The 14,817-nt window shown below is 56.7% G+C and carries 10 protein-coding genes; 2 read left to right on the plus strand and 8 right to left on the minus strand.

Annotated features, from left to right (window positions below):
• Positions 1-45: 45 nt before the first annotated feature.
• The 3 genes from SIC19_RS05985 to SIC19_RS05995 form a co-directional block, all read right to left on the minus strand.
• A complete protein-coding gene (locus tag SIC19_RS05985) occupies positions 46-1,290 on the minus strand; it encodes a patatin-like phospholipase family protein (RefSeq protein WP_036203555.1) in 1,245 nt (414 codons plus the stop codon).
• A 97-nt stretch (positions 1,291-1,387) separates the two neighbouring features.
• Positions 1,388-3,694 (minus strand): phosphoenolpyruvate--protein phosphotransferase, encoded by a 2,307-nt coding sequence (gene ptsP / locus SIC19_RS05990; RefSeq protein ID WP_075195824.1) that lies wholly within the window; start codon positions 3,692-3,694, stop codon positions 1,388-1,390.
• A 15-nt stretch (positions 3,695-3,709) separates the two neighbouring features.
• Complete coding sequence (locus SIC19_RS05995; RefSeq protein WP_036203550.1) at positions 3,710-4,240, minus strand: RNA pyrophosphohydrolase; 531 nt, start codon at positions 4,238-4,240, stop codon at positions 3,710-3,712.
• Between the two features lie 174 nt (positions 4,241-4,414).
• Here SIC19_RS05995 and SIC19_RS06000 point away from each other — a divergent pair, with 174 nt between their 5' ends.
• Complete coding sequence (locus tag SIC19_RS06000) at positions 4,415-5,071, plus strand: HAD family hydrolase (RefSeq protein ID WP_075195825.1); 657 nt, start codon at positions 4,415-4,417, stop codon at positions 5,069-5,071.
• A 135-nt stretch (positions 5,072-5,206) separates the two neighbouring features.
• Here SIC19_RS06000 and SIC19_RS06005 read toward each other — a convergent pair whose 3' ends face one another.
• The 3 genes from SIC19_RS06005 to SIC19_RS06015 all read right to left on the minus strand — a co-directional run bounded on the left by SIC19_RS06005 (position 5,207) and on the right by SIC19_RS06015 (position 7,984).
• Positions 5,207-6,403, minus strand: coding sequence for a class I SAM-dependent rRNA methyltransferase (locus SIC19_RS06005; RefSeq protein ID WP_075195826.1), 1,197 nt, complete (start codon positions 6,401-6,403; stop codon positions 5,207-5,209).
• 198 nt (positions 6,404-6,601) lie between these two features.
• Positions 6,602-6,994: a glycine cleavage system protein GcvH gene (gene gcvH / locus SIC19_RS06010; protein WP_036203540.1), complete on the minus strand. Its 393-nt coding sequence runs from the start codon at positions 6,992-6,994 to the stop codon at positions 6,602-6,604.
• 93 nt (positions 6,995-7,087) lie between these two features.
• On the minus strand, positions 7,088-7,984 hold the full coding sequence (locus tag SIC19_RS06015) for a LysR family transcriptional regulator (RefSeq protein ID WP_075195827.1): 897 nt from the start codon (positions 7,982-7,984) through the stop codon (positions 7,088-7,090).
• Between the two features lie 109 nt (positions 7,985-8,093).
• On the opposite strand from SIC19_RS06015, the gene metE reads away from it, so the two are divergent.
• Positions 8,094-10,367 carry a 5-methyltetrahydropteroyltriglutamate--homocysteine S-methyltransferase gene (gene metE / locus SIC19_RS06020; protein WP_127402077.1) on the plus strand — a complete coding sequence of 758 codons (2,274 nt, stop codon included), beginning with the start codon at positions 8,094-8,096 and terminating at the stop codon, positions 10,365-10,367.
• A gap of 31 nt (positions 10,368-10,398) precedes the next feature.
• Here the strand turns inward: metE and SIC19_RS06025 are convergent, their stop codons facing one another.
• Positions 10,399-11,493 carry a hypothetical protein gene (locus SIC19_RS06025; protein WP_127402078.1) on the minus strand — a complete coding sequence of 365 codons (1,095 nt, stop codon included), beginning with the start codon at positions 11,491-11,493 and terminating at the stop codon, positions 10,399-10,401.
• Positions 11,490-14,753, minus strand: a complete 3,264-nt coding sequence (locus SIC19_RS06030; RefSeq protein WP_151981429.1) for a toxin VasX — start codon at positions 14,751-14,753, stop codon at positions 11,490-11,492. Before SIC19_RS06030 ends, SIC19_RS06025 begins: the two co-directional genes overlap by 4 nt.
• Positions 14,754-14,817 lie beyond the last annotated feature (64 nt).

The raw sequence follows: 14,817 nt of genomic DNA on the forward strand, positions 1-14,817 counted from the left end.
GAAAGGCCCGAATGTATCCTTTGGGGCGCGCGTTCTTCGCGCCCCCTACAACGCCTTACTGAACAGCTCCGACACATTATCAAAGCCCGTCGCCAACTTTCCTTTCTGAGCCCGTTTCTTGCGGCCTTTTGCCACATAAAGGGGCAGCATCTCACCGTACAGGCTGGTACTGATGGTGCGCTGCTCGTCTTCCAGTCGATCCCGACGCAGACGAATACCATACTTCGCAAGTTTAGGCTCCAGCTCGTCCGCACGGTTCAGCAGATCACGCCGCGTCATCTGGTAGGCATGCTCACACACCATCCGGCGGGACTGGAAACTGAACACATTGGAGAAGAACAGCTTGGCATCATCGCGGGTCGGCTCGAACAGCAGAATATCCTTGTCCGGGTAATCCCGGGTGTACTGCGCAATGCCTGATTGCATTCGGGAGTACACCATGGTGCGGAACATCTGGGACAGCAGGTTTGGCATACCCGACCGGGTCAGATCACCCGGCCCCATGGTACCGGCCCGCACAGCTGAGCTCGCATCAATGGGAACCTGTGGATTGACCGCGAAAACCAGATCCGCACCGTCCTCAAACGCCACGGAGGCATGCAACCCCTTTCTCAGAGTACCGTCCACGTAGTAACGCCCGTCGATAGTGACCGGAACATAGATGCCCGGAGACGAGGTACTCGCCTGAATCGCTTTTGATATGGGCACGTGATCAAAACCGGGGGCACCAAAGCAGACCGCCTCAGTGCTTTCCACATCCGCCGCAACAATATAAAGACTGCGCTTAAGCTGTCGGAAATCGTTGGTGCGACCAAGCATGGTAAAGGCCCGCTGCAGATATTCGTGCAGGCCTTCGTTATCGAAAAGGCCCGCAGGCGCAGCCTGCGCAAGAATCGTCAGCGCTTCCAGCAGGCTCTGGTCATAAGGGTTATTTACGAACCGTCGCACAGCCGTCGTCACCAGGCCCGGAACCGCCAGCAAGCGACTGCCCAGCTCCCGGAACGCCGGGCGATAGAACACTTCCGGATGGAAGGGGTGCACTTCCGCTTCATTGCGCACAAAAATCCGACACAACTGGGCGGTGGTCATCTGGTTGGCCAAATTGGCCGCAACAAAGGAGCCCGCGTTCACGCCGACGTAAACATCAATATTATTGAAATCAAGGCCATCCAGCGCCTCATCGAGCGCGCGCAATGCCCCGATTTCGTAGATACCTCCCAACGGGCCACCGCCGCCGAGGGCCAGGCCGATGCGAGGTTCGGGCTTAATCGCTGTTGTGGTTGCCGTCATTCAATATCCCCATGCGGGTGCGGTTGGCTATTGCTTTCAACACTAGCAGCCAGTTTTAGAGTACACACCCTATATAGGACCAATTGGCTATACGCCTTCACGAAAGGGCCTTTTCGGCATGGGCAATGGCACTGGACTTGCCCGGGCGCAGATAGCGGCCAAATCCGGCATTACGCAGGGCCAGATCCACACAGCTCTTGATAACGTGCGGCGAATCCAGCAACAGCACATCTTCCAGCAGCTGTGCCGACCATTCGCGGCTAACACTGCGAATGACCGACTTGACCTTCGGCAGGCTGGCCGCGTTCATGGAGAGCGAATCGTAACCCATCGCCATCAACAGCAGCGCGCCGCCAGGGTCACCCGCCAGCTCGCCGCAGATACCGACAGGCTTGCCGACCGCATGGGCGTCCTGTGCTACGCGCACCAGCGCCTGCAACACGGCGGGATGATAGGAATGGTACAGCTGCGCGACCCTGGGATTGTTGCGATCCACCGCCAGCAGGTACTGGGTCAGGTCGTTTGAGCCAACAGAGAGGAAATCCACGCGATCCGCCAACTCGCGAATCTGATACACCGCCGCCGGAATCTCCACCATTACCCCGACCTTGGGCATATGGATGTTGTAACCTTCCTCCCTGACCTCATGATAAACCCGGTAAATCAGGTGGAGGGATTCTTCCACTTCTGAGATATTGCTGATCATCGGCAGCATGATCTGCAGATTGTTCAGGCCCTCACTCGCCTTGAGCATCGCCCTTACCTGAACCAGGAATATCTCTGGATGATCCAGGGTTACCCGGATACCGCGCCAGCCCAGAAACGGGTTCTCTTCCTGGATCGGGAAGTACGTCAGCGCCTTATCGCCGCCGATGTCCAGCGTACGCATGGTGACAGGGTTCGGGGCAAAGGCTTCCAGTTGCTCGCGGTAGTATTCACGCTGCTCCTGTTCTGACGGGAACCGGTCCTTGATCATGAACGGCACTTCGGTGCGGTACAGACCGATACCTTCAGCACCGTGGCTCAGAGAGCGCACCACATCGGTCATCAAACCGGTATTCACCAGCAGCGACACGCGGTGGTTGTCGGTGGTTTCGCAAGGCAGGTCCCGCAGGGCTTCCAGCCCTTTGACCAACTCATCTTCCTCGTCACAGATTTCCTGGTAGAAGTTCCTCAGGTCCGTGGAGGGTGACGCAAAAATCTGCCCTTCAAAGCCATCAACAATCAGGTCCTTGCCATCCAGTTGGTTGACCGGAATATCTACCAGACCCATGACCGTGGGCACCCCCATGGCACGTGCCAGGATGGCAACGTGGGAGTTGCTGGACCCCTTGACCGACACCAAACCGACCAGTTGCCCTTTGGGCACTTCCCCGAGCATGGCCGGCGTCAGTTCTTCACTGACCAGGACCGTGTTCTCAGGATAGACCGTGTCCTTCTGCTCACCTTCCTGCAAGTGGGACAACAAACGGCGGCCGAGATCCCGGATGTCGACAGCCCGCTCCTGCAGGTAGTGGTCGTCCATCATTTCAAAGTGACGAACGTACTGCTGAACCACCTGTTTCAGCGCGCCCTGGGCCCAGAAACCTTCCTTGATCCGGTTGCCCACCTCACCTGGCATTGCGTCATCGCCCAGCATACGCAAATAGACATCGAACAGAGCCTGCTCTTCCGGGCGAAGCTGGGAAGCGAGCCGGGCCGCCACCCGCTCAATATCTTCCCGAACCGCAGTTACCGCGCCATCAAACAGCGACAGTTCCAATTCAATATCATCGGTGGGCTTCTCAGGCACTACGTCCAGGTCGGCGGCAGGGTACACCACCACACCCTTGCCAATGGCAACGCCCGGCGCACCAGGCACACCACTGAAACTGACATCGGTCGCTTCTTCACCGGTCAGGGAAAGACCGCTGATGGCGCCCGTTGCCTCGCTGTGGGCAATAACACCGGCCAATTGAGCCGAAACGGTAACCAGGAAGGCTTCTTCACCCTCGTCAAAGCAGCGCGAACTTTCCCGTTGCTGAACAACAAGAACGCCAAGAACCCGGCGATGGTGAATGATGGGAACACCCAGGAACGAGCGGAAACGCTCTTCGCCGGTCTCTGGAAAGTAACGATAGCGGGGGTGGGATGGAGCATCTTCAAGGTTGATAGGCTCCTCCCGGGAGCCAACCAGACCAATCAGGCCCTCGGAATAACCCAGGCTGACCTGCCCTACTGCTTGCTGGTACAAGCCTTCCGTGGCCATTAATATGTAGCGATTTGTGGCTGGATCAAGCAGATAAACCGAGCAAACCTCGGTATCCATGGCTTTCTGCACCCGCGAAACAATGACATCCAGCGCCTCCTGCAAATCGCGGGCACTGTTTACCTCTTGTACAAGACTTCGCAGTATGCTCAGCATGGCGGGTTCAATCCGTCATTTCTGTGTGTCCTTCGCGCGTCGGGAAGGCTCGCTCTGGCGCCACTGTTCCATGTTGTAAAACAGCCGCGGCGCGAGCTCTCGCAGCGCACGTCGATAGACCTCGCGTTTAAACGATACGACCTGCCCAAGCGGGTACCAGTAGCTAACCCACTGCCAGCCGTCGAATTCCGGCGAGTCCGTGCCGTCCACGCGTACCTGCGCATCCGGCGAAAGCATCCTCAGCAGGAACCATTTCTGTTTTTGTCCCACGCAGACCGGGTGCGAATTGTGGCGCACCATCCTGCGAGGGAGGCGGTATCTCAGCCAGCCACGGGTACAGCTGATGATTTCCACATCGCCTGTACCGAGACCAATTTCCTCCGCCAGTTCCCTGTAAAGGGCCTCTTCCGGTGATTCGTCGTGCTTGATACCACCTTGAGGGAACTGCCAGGAGTCCTGCCCTATTCGCCTTGCCCAGAGGACTTCCCCCCTGTGATTGGCCAGAATGATTCCGACGTTGGGTCTGAAACCGTCCGAATCGATCACGGCACAGTCCTCTTAAAAGTCGGTTGGCCGGATTAAAAATTCACCGGCCGGATTTATCCAAGTTGCTCTCATTCTTACAGAATCCCAAGGCTTCGGCAAACGAAGCCGACGGCGGCGCGTCATGCTAGACTGTTGCGCCTGTGACAGTCGTCGTTTTTCCCGGAGGTATCCAAGTTGACGCTCGCGATTTTTGATCTCGATAACACCCTGCTCGCCGGAGACAGTGACCACGCCTGGGGGGAATTCCTGGTGGAAGAGTCGATTGTGGATGCGGAGGAATACCGGCAGGCAAACGACCGCTTCTATGAGGAGTATCTGAATGGAGAGCTGGACATCATGCGCTACCTGAGCTTTGCCCTTCAGCCTCTTGCACGGTATGACACGGAACAGCTTCTGGCCTGGCGCGAACAGTTTATGGCAAAAAAAATCCAGCCTATGATGCTCGAAAAAGCCAAGGCATTGCTGGATAGCCATCGGGCCGATGGCCATACCTTGATGATCATCACTGCAACCAACCGGTTCGTTACCGAGCCAGTGGCTAAGCTGCTGGACATTGATCACCTGATTGCCACTGAGCCAGAAATGGTCAATGGGCGCTATACGGGAGAAGTTGCAGGTATTCCCAGCTTTCAGGACGGCAAAGTAGCCCGCCTGAATGACTGGTTGGAATCAACTGGAGAAAGTCTCGAGGGCGCCTGGTTCTATAGCGACTCCCACAACGATGCGCCTCTACTACGCAAAGTCGAAAATCCGGTAGCGGTAGACCCGGATCCGACGCTTGAAAACATTGCGAAAGAAAATGGCTGGAAGATTATGAGCCTTCGAGGTTAACTGCCATCGTCTGGGCCAGTCAGCGGGGGCGCTACTCCGGGAGCGTCAAAAACATGGATGTTTTTGTCGAGCGTACAGGGACGTATTTACAGCGTATCCCGGAGCAGCGCCCCCGCTGACTGACCTCCCCCAAGCTCAAAGAAACCCAGTCAACGACCGAACAAAACAGCTTTTAATATAATCCGTCTCCGGAATCCCCGGTACTACCGGATGATCCGGCGCTTGATGGCCTTGCTCCAATAATTGAACAAACCGGTCAATCTTGCGGCCGCTGCTGCGGATAATATCCGTCAGCTTCTCTTGGGACAGATGCATAGAGCAGGAAGCCGACACCAGTAGTCCATCCCGATCAAGCAGCCGAAGTCCCAACTGGTTCAGGCGCGCATAAGCCTCTTCCCCAGCCTTCTGGTCACGCCGCCGGGGGATCAGTGCCGGTGGGTCGAGGACAACGATGTCGAACTTTTCCTTCTCATCGCACAGCGCTTTCAGGGCGTCGAAGGCATCACCCTCTATCGTCTCGATGTTATCAAGGCCATTGATCTTCGCATTGTGATGAACAGAGTCGATGGCACCAGAGGAACTGTCCACACAGGTCACCTGCGTAGCCCCGGCACAGGCAGCCTGGATACCCCAGCCACCTACGTAACTGAACACATCCAGCACACGCTTGCCCGGCGCATAGGCCTGCAGCCGCTGCCGGTTCATGCGGTGATCATAGAACCATCCCGTTTTCTGCCCCCCTTCCATGGGCACCTCGAATCGCACGCCATTCTCCTCAACCGGCAGGAGATCAATCTCCGGGCCATGGGCCTGCTCAACGTAAGTATCCAGCCCTTCTACCTTCCTCATCTTGCCGTCGTTCTTGAGGATAATCGCCCGCGGATGCGCCAACCGCTGCACCGCACGAACAACCGACTCCTTCATCTGCTCCATGCCGGCCGTGGAAATCTGAACCACCACCACATCATCAAACCGGTCAATCACCAGCCCGGAAAGCCCGTCACTGTCGCCAAACACCCAGCGATAAAACGGCTTGTCAAACAACCGCTCCCGCAGAGCCAGCGCCGTCTCCACCCGCTCGGTAAGCCTTTGCGGCGTCATGCCATGAGCGGCATTCCGGCTGATCAAACGGCCGCAGATCAGCGCATGCGGATTCACAAACACCGTTCCCATGGGTTTATCGTTGGCCGCGCGCAGTTCAGCCTGGGCTCCGGTTTCAAACTCGGTCAGCGGGGAGCGATGAGTATCCACTTCATTGCTGTAGACCCAAAGATGACCAGCCCGGAGCCTGCGTTCTGCGCCTTTTCGGAGGTATAAAACCGGAAAATTCATAAATAAACGCCTGAAGAAATAATATAAGGAAGGCTTTTCGAGACGAGTCCAGCACACAGGTTCGGAGATTAAGCTGGGCAGGCTTTCCAAAACTGTGCGGAGCCATGGATGGCGGAGCCCAAGCCGCACAAGGACGTCTTGAGGCGTGTTTTGGAAGGCCCTCCCGGCTTGGTCCTAACTCCGAAGCAATCCGCGGGGTCACTCCTCGGCAGCCACATGCTCCGCATAGGCCACAGAATCCATCAGGCCATCCAGCTCACCGGCATCCGCCAACCGCACCCGGAACAACCAGCCATCGCCATAAGGATCCTCATTCACCTTCTCAGGCTCATCCTCAAGGCTCTCATTGACCTCAATCACCTCACCGGTCACCGGACTGAACACATCCGACGCCGACTTCACCGACTCGGCAACGCCCGCCTCTTCAGCACCAGTTACCGTCGAACCCACATCCGGAACACCAATAAAAACGATATCCCCCAGTTGATCCTGGGCAAAATCCGTGATTCCGACGGTTGCGGTGCCGTCGTCGGCCACACGCACCCACTGGTGCGTTTCAATGTATTTCAGATCTGCGGGTGTTTCGCTCATGGTCACATGTCCCCGATGAATAATTTCGCGCATTTTAACCGAAGAACGACGCCCCCGCGAACATCTCAACCAAAGTTGCGACGGATTCCAGCTTCAATCCAGCCCCCAGGTCGTTTCCCGCGCCATCGTCATGAACGACTGAAGATAGGCCACATCCACATCCCGCTCACGGAGGCCCAGGAAAATCTGCTTATCAATACCCTCCCGCCCCAGCCGTACCGGGCTGATCGGCATCTGATGGGCGTACTCTTCCACCAGCCAACGGGGCAGTGCCGATACCCCCCGCCCTGCCGCGACCATTTGCAGCATGATGTCCGTGGTTTCAATGGTCTTATGCCGGGCCGGGCTGCTGTGGGCCGGCACCAGAAACCGGGTATAGATGTCCAGCCGCTCGGCATCCACCGGATAGGTAATCAGAGTCTCACTTTCAAGATCAGATGGCTCCGCCCAAGGCCTGGAGGCCAGCGGGTGATCGCTCGGCACTACGAGAATCTGCTCGTAATCAAAGACCGGCTCGTAAACAAGCCCCTTGCGGTGCAATGGGTCCGGCGTCACCAACACATCGATGTCGTAGCCGAACAAAGCACCGATACCGCCAAATTGGAAGCGCTGCTTCACATCCACATCCACGCCGGGCCATTGCTCAAGATACGGCCCAACCACCTTGAGCAGCCACTGGTAACAAGGATGACATTCCATACCGATTCGCAGGCTGCCCCGCTGCCCTCTGGCAATCTGACCCACCAATTCCTCGGCATGCTCGAACTGCGGCAACAAACGATTCGCGAGTGACAGCAAATACAACCCGGATTGAGTTGGCCGCAGTTTACGGCCTTCACGCACCCACACGGGCGTTCCCAACTGCTGCTCGAGCTTCTTCATGGCATGACTGAGGGCAGACTGAGTGAGGCACAGCGCGTCCGCCGCTGCGGTCAGGGAGCCGCTCCGATCCACTTCACGGACGATCTCCAGATGATTGCGCTCTATCATTGGCCGACCTTAGTTGAAAAAAATTCATGGATTAATGAGATTTTACCATTATTTTTCATGTCAGATCAGCACTAGTCTTGAAGGCCTGAATGACGACAGGAGATTCATCATGGTAACCACCCATAACCTGGGCTTTCCCAGAATTGGCCAACGTCGCGAACTCAAATTTGCCCTTGAGGGCTATTGGAAAGGCGAGTTAAGCGAAGACAACCTACAGCAAACCGCGGCAGGGCTTCGCGCCAGCAACTGGCGGCACCAACGCCCGCTCACGCTGGCGCCGGTCGGCGACTTCTCGCTCTACGACCAGGTACTGGACATGAGCGCCACACTCGGCAACCTGCCCAAGCGTTCAGGCAAGGCCGATGACCACGAACTGGACCGCTACTTCCGCATTGCCCGTGGCCGGTCCCCGGCTGATAACGATTGCTGTGGCATCCATGCCGGTGAAATGACCAAGTGGTTCGACACCAACTACCACTATATTGTCCCGGAATTCGACGCGGACACACGGTTCAGCCTGAATTCCACGCGTTTACTGAAACAACTGGCCGAAGCCAGGGCCGTAGGCGTCAATGCCAAGCCAGTTATCATCGGCCCTGTCACCTACCTCTGGCTTGGCAAATCCAAGGACGATACAGACCGGCTCAGCCTGCTGGATGACTTACTGCCGGTCTATGCGGAGCTGTTACAGCTTCTTGCCGACAATGGCGCAGAGTGGGTGCAGATTGACGAGCCAATCCTGGTCACAGAATTGGAAGGCGACTGGCGGCACGCCCTGAACCTGGCTTACCACAACCTCAAGGCAAGCCCGGTAAAACTGTTGCTGACCACCTATTTCGGCCAACTGCGGGAAAACCTGCAACTGGCCTGTGAACTACCGGTTGCCGGCCTGCACCTGGATGCGACAAAAGCCCGCGACGAAGTGTCCCGCGTGACTGACTGGCTGCCGGGGCACAAGGTTCTCTCACTGGGCGTGATCGACGGTCGCAATATCTGGAAAACCGACCTGGAAGCCACCCTCGACTGGCTGGAACCGGTTTATCAGAAGCTGCGTGAACGACTCTGGATTGCGCCATCCTGCTCACTTCTCCATGTGCCGGTAGACCTGGACAACGAAACCACCATGGACCCGGAGATACGCTCCTGGCTGGCCTTTGCGCGGCAAAAGCTGGAAGAACTGCAGCTGTTGGCCACGGCACTTACCGATGGCCAGGATGCGGTGGCCCGGGAACTGAAGAGCAATGCAGACGCCATACTCAGCCGCAGGAACTCAACCCGCGTGACGGACCCACAGGTTCGCGAGGCGGTCGCGGCGATCACGCCTGAGCTGGGTCAACGCAAGAGCAGCTACCAGCAGCGCTCCGCGATCCAGGCCAGCCACCTGAAGCTGCCGCGCTACCCCACAACCACCATCGGCTCGTTCCCCCAGACCAAGGATATCCGCCAAACACGGCTCAAATTTCGTAGGGGTGAGCTGGCACCCGAGGAATACCAGGAGCGAATCCGCGCGGAAATCCGCCACTGCGTTGAGGAACAGGAACAGTTGGGGCTGGACGTGCTGGTCCATGGCGAGGCGGAACGCAACGACATGGTGGAGTACTTCGGCGAGCAACTGGAGGGCTACGTGTTCAGCCGCTTCGGCTGGGTACAGTCCTACGGTTCCCGCTGCGTGAAACCGCCCATCCTGTTCGGCGATATCTCCCGGCCCAAAGCCATGACCGTGGAATGGATCCGCTACGCCCAGTCGCTGACAGACAAGCCCCTGAAAGGGATGCTCACCGGCCCGGTCACCATCCTGAACTGGTCCTTCGTGCGCGACGACCAGCCCCGGAAAGACACCTGCCTGCAACTGGCACTGGCCATCCGTGAGGAAGTGCTGGACCTGGAACAGGCCGGCGTGAACATCATCCAAATTGACGAAGCCGCCCTTCGCGAAGGCCTGCCCCTGCGCCAGAGCGACTGGCAGACCTATCTGGACTGGGCCATCGAAGCCTTCCGGATTACGTCCAACGACGTGAAGGACGACACTCAGATACACACCCATATGTGTTATTCGGAATTCAACGACATCATCGAAGCCATCGCCCGCATGGACGCCGATGTCATCACCATTGAAACCTCCCGGTCTGACATGGAGCTGCTGGATGCTTTCAAGGGCTTCCAATATCCCAATGATATTGGACCGGGTGTCTACGATATTCACTCGCCCAACGTGCCTGGGACTGAACAGATCGTGTCGCTGATGAACAAGGCCGCGGAAAGAATCCCCGCCGAGCGGCTCTGGATCAACCCGGACTGCGGGTTGAAAACCCGGTCGTGGGAGGAGGTGATTCCGGCGTTGAGGGGAATGGTGGCTGCGGCCCGGGAGTTGCGGGAGGCTTAGGTGTACTGAGGCAGAGGCCCATGCCTCTGCCTTACATCACCGATTCCTTCAGTTCTCCATGGTTACTTGAGGAAGCCATCTTTGCCCTATAGGCCTCCATGGAAATCTTTCCAATCTGAGGTGTCAGCTTGCAGGTGCGTTTATCCCAAGGGTACTCCGCCTGGCGCTTCAGCCATTCGGCCCCTTCACCCTGCTTCCAGGTTTCCAGATCCAGGTCACGCCAGAACCGGGGATTCCGACCGGTGTGCTGGTCATGCTCCGCCGTTACCGGATCTAGGTGGCGGAAGGGCTCCAGCCTCGGCACATCCGGCAGCGGCTGGGATACATCCATATACCTCTGCAGCATATCCCACAGAGCCATGACTTCTTCTTTTGTTGGCTCAATCCGGCTAAAGGACGTCTGGCTGAACTGCTTGCCGGTGTAGCGGTGAACAAACATCAGGCGATAGAAGATGCCGCCATGCTGGACCACGCGCTCCACGTAGGCATCGAACTCCTCGAAGGGCGCGGTCAGTTTCTTACCTCCCGGTAGAGCGAAGCTAACCTCACCCGCCTCACGGTTGAAGGCGCTTTCGCCTGCATCCAGGCCACGATCCAGGAGCTTGCCCAGTAATTTGTCGAATGGTCTCAGTAGCAGGGCGAAACCGCCCACAACCCATGGCATGGTTTTAATAAGGGCATAGAAGGAGGCGGGTATCCAAACAAGAACTGCAAAGAACATTACCAAGAAAAAAACTACAACGTTTGCATCTACCACGAGTACATAAAAACCGTAATAGACCAGCCATCCACCTCCGACTAAAACTACCCCTCCCCAGACATAAGGTATGAGGAGAAGTAAAGCCGAAATCCCAACAAATGCCTTGCCATTGAGAAAGCGAATTCGTTGGTGATCCCACCACCAGTCTCCGAAAGCAAAGGCCTTCGATTCACTCTGATCTTGGTACTGAACTTCACCAGCATCCTCGTACACGCGATTGTAGGGTTCGATGTTGGCGTAGTCACCAATGGGTTGAAGATCCTCACCAAGTCGCTCCCGACCGCTCACAGACTCCGGCAGATTCGGAATCTGGTCAGCTCGAAAACCGACTTCTTGTCTTCTGTTTATTAGGTCACTCTCACTCACACTGCGACCTCTTTAACGATCCAATATGGCACTGGCTCATTTTCGAATGGATTGAACACTTGGCGCTGCTTATCGGGCAGCACGCCGTGACGATTAGCATCAAATGACTCATAAGCATCAAGCACTGGCATCGGAAGCCTAAACGCGCCAACTTCACTCTCGACTCGGGCTTGTAAGACCACTCTCAAATTGACGGTACGCCTTTCACTGTGGCCAAACGCATGGCTTTCGCCACCGGCCAGGTTCCGTTCTATCAGAAAGTGCACGGCGTGGTCTTCCGGTACGGGCACCCAGGTCGTCACCTTTTTCAAAGGCGTGTTTCGAGTCAAGTAATATTCATCGACTTGTCCGGCGGGGGTATCCATTACGCTGCGGGTATACTCCAGTTCCTGAATCCCCAGCCTCAGGTCCGGCTTACTGCTTTTCTCTTTATCTTCCTTTGGCTGGCCAAGTTTGAAACGGCTGATCAGGGGAGAACGCACCGTCACCCTGTAGTCGTCGGGAGATGGGTTATGGTTCGCAAACATCGCCTGCTCCACATCACTCAAGTCACCATAGCGCTTGGCAGATACCCTTACCGGGGAGATCTGGCTCAACAACTGTGGAAAATAGACTGAATCGTCCTCAGGAAGCCCCTCATGATCTGGCCCAAGCCCCAGAGGTCCCTGCTTCAGCACGCGCTCTATCATGCTGTCGGTAGCAATAGCTGCGAACACGCTGCCACCCAGAACAACTCCCAGTCCAAACAATGCCCAGCCCCAACCAGGTACTGCTAGCAACCCGCTTAAAAGCGGCGACGCCAAAAAGACGCTACCTCCAGCCACAGCTAGACCATGCCCGAAGGCAGCATCCAGATCGCCCCGACTAACACTTCTGCGATAGTCCCATGCACTCATGCCCACCATTGCGACACCAGCTGAAAAGTTAACCAATGCCATAAAACGTACGATAGTGCTCGCACCAACCTGCAAAAGCCGTTTTTGGATAATGGGGCCAATCAATGGAACAGACTTCATCTCGAAAAGCGGTCGCAATATTACCGCAGAGACCAGCTTATCATTGGCTACAGCGCTAACGACATAAAGCTTCATTGTTGCTGCGGTCAGGTCTAGGCCAGCTCCCACTAATTTAGTGACTGAATACCCCGCTTCTCCTGATTTTCTTTGCCTCAAAGACCACATCTCCGAAACAAGATTATATGCAGCCAACCCCACCAACACCCTCGACAACCCGGGCCCATCAGCAAACGCCTTGGCCTTTTTCGCCCAATCAATTTTCAAGGCACTGAATTTCCGGGCTTCAGGATGATCGACGGGTAGAACAAACACCCAGGTATGAGCCGCTGCCTTAACAAGAGCTTCTCCACCTTCATCAACCAATCGACTCGGGCTGGTGGACGCCACCCGTTTACCCCCTGCGTCTGTCCTGTCTGCAAACAGGTAATCATTGCGCCTTGTCAGAGCTTCGCTCTGGCGGTCTGCATCGGTTAAGCCAAAAGAAATTCCTTTTCCGTGAACGCCCACAATGCTGTAACGCGTGAGATCAACCTCACCTCGGCGCATTACCTGCAACTCCCCGCCCAGATTGGGGTCGGCGATATCGGCCACTGCTTTGACAGAAGTGAACACGCGGTCCAGTTTGATGGCCGCCAGGTCGTCGCTCTGACGTAAGTTTTCCACCGCTTTTAGAACGGCCGCACTCCAGCCTCCCAATGCTGTTTTAACCATTCCCGCAGCGGTGCCTGGAGCACTGCTGGGAAGGGCCTGCGAGCCATTGCCGCTGTCAGAACCTGAGCCATCTTCCTCCTGCGCCATTTGCTGGGCCAACGCGCTTATGGACGACAGGCCCGCGCCGTTCAAACGCTCCTCCGTCAGCGTGTCCTGGTCACCCGCGAGTTCCTTTAATTGCGCCAGCACAGGAGGAAAGTCGCTGCTTGCGTTTCCACCGTCAGCCAAAGTGTCAATGAGAGGGTTCTTTCCCAGCCCCTGCTTGAGCAGTCTTGACAGGATGCCCGGTGACTCCAGGCCATGGGCATTCAATACGCCCGGGAGTTGTTGGGTCAGATTTAACAGATCAGCCTGGAGCGCAAACGCTTCGCAGGGCCCCAACCCGTTGTGGTTGAGGTAATCATCACAGGCGATTTCGAAGTCACCGCTGTTGACCAGTGATTCCAGGGTTTGCAGGTGGATCGCGATTTCTTCAAGCACCTTTTTGCGCTCGGAATGATCCAGAGTCTTATGAAGCTTCTCTTGGTCCACCGCAGCTCGCAGGGTTTCGACTTGATCGCTGGAGTCTGAAACCTGCGGATCGAACAATGCCTGACGTATCAGTGTGGCGGAGTGAATCAGCGGTCGATCTTTAAGGGACAGGTCAATCGCATCAAGGTAATGCAAGGCCAGGTGCAGTTGTGTCAGGGCATGGCGCAGGCGGAACAGCGGGTCGGGGATGGCCACGCATACGATCGCGCTGTGCTCCCTGGCACCCACCAATGCGTCCCCTGATGCCTCGGCCTGCAAACTTAGATCCGGCAGTTCCCTACCAGGCTGCTCGTCATCGACGGGAATCCGCTTCCATCGCTCGACGACTCGGGAAATCAACTCACCACTGCCCGGCTCCCGGAACTCGGGCGTAAATCCGGCAGGGTCCCTGAGCATCAGTTCAATGCCCAGATCCCTGGGCCGCAACTTGGATACCGATGTGATGGTTGAAGCCGGAAAACCGCTGTCGAAGTTCAGACTATCATCCGTCGAAGCGGCCCAGGCAGGCGCGATGGACAGGGCCCTCTTTTCCAGAACGGCTGGCGCGCTTTCCAGCTTTTCAATATAGGACCATGGCCACTGGATTTCACTATAGGCAATGCGGCAGTCCGTCAGTTCAAATCGATTCTGCAGCAATACTGGCACCAGAAAATCGGTCACTGGTTTGCCCGCCGCCAAACGGGCGGAGGCCTTATCCTGGCGCGCAGTCACGAGATCGACTTCGCTGAGAGTGCCTTCCGGACCAATCTCGAATTCGCGCCAAAGTGTCTGGCCCCGGAATACATAGAGGTAACCCGGGCGCATAAGGGACACCGCGCGGCCACCGAAGATCGTTACGCCACCGGACTCAATGGGGCGTTTGCTGTGAATTTCAGCAACGGGGCAAACACTCATCAAGGTATTGCCCAACTCACCTTCCGGCTTTTCTTCCATGGATTGCCAGTCGTCCAGAACGGGAACCATGAAGGAACCGCCATCTTGAGTGGGGATGGCAAGCGCCATCCCCGCAGGCTCGCCCCTGTCATTTTCCGCCCTCAGGCGGACCGTTTTATCGAGAGGCTCACGT

It is taken from the genome of Marinobacter sp. MIT930201 (genome assembly GCF_047122665.1).
Lineage (GTDB): Bacteria > Pseudomonadota > Gammaproteobacteria > Pseudomonadales > Oleiphilaceae > Marinobacter > Marinobacter salarius.

Bases quoted from the DNA above. Each gene is read 5' to 3' on its own strand.
- SIC19_RS05985 (WP_036203555.1), bottom strand. From the start codon at position 1,290: ATGACGGCAACCACAACAGCGATTAAGCCCGAACCTCGCATCGGCCTG.
- ptsP (WP_075195824.1), bottom strand. From the start codon at position 3,694: ATGCTGAGCATACTGCGAAGTCTTGTACAAGAGGTAAACAGTGCCCGC.
- SIC19_RS06005 (WP_075195826.1), bottom strand. From the start codon at position 6,403: ATGAATTTTCCGGTTTTATACCTCCGAAAAGGCGCAGAACGCAGGCTC.
- gcvH (WP_036203540.1), bottom strand. From the start codon at position 6,994: ATGAGCGAAACACCCGCAGATCTGAAATACATTGAAACGCACCAGTGG.
- SIC19_RS06015 (WP_075195827.1), bottom strand. From the start codon at position 7,984: ATGATAGAGCGCAATCATCTGGAGATCGTCCGTGAAGTGGATCGGAGC.
- metE (WP_127402077.1), top strand. From the start codon at position 8,094: ATGGTAACCACCCATAACCTGGGCTTTCCCAGAATTGGCCAACGTCGC.
- SIC19_RS06030 (WP_151981429.1), bottom strand. From the start codon at position 14,753: ATGGCGCTTGCCATCCCCACTCAAGATGGCGGTTCCTTCATGGTTCCC.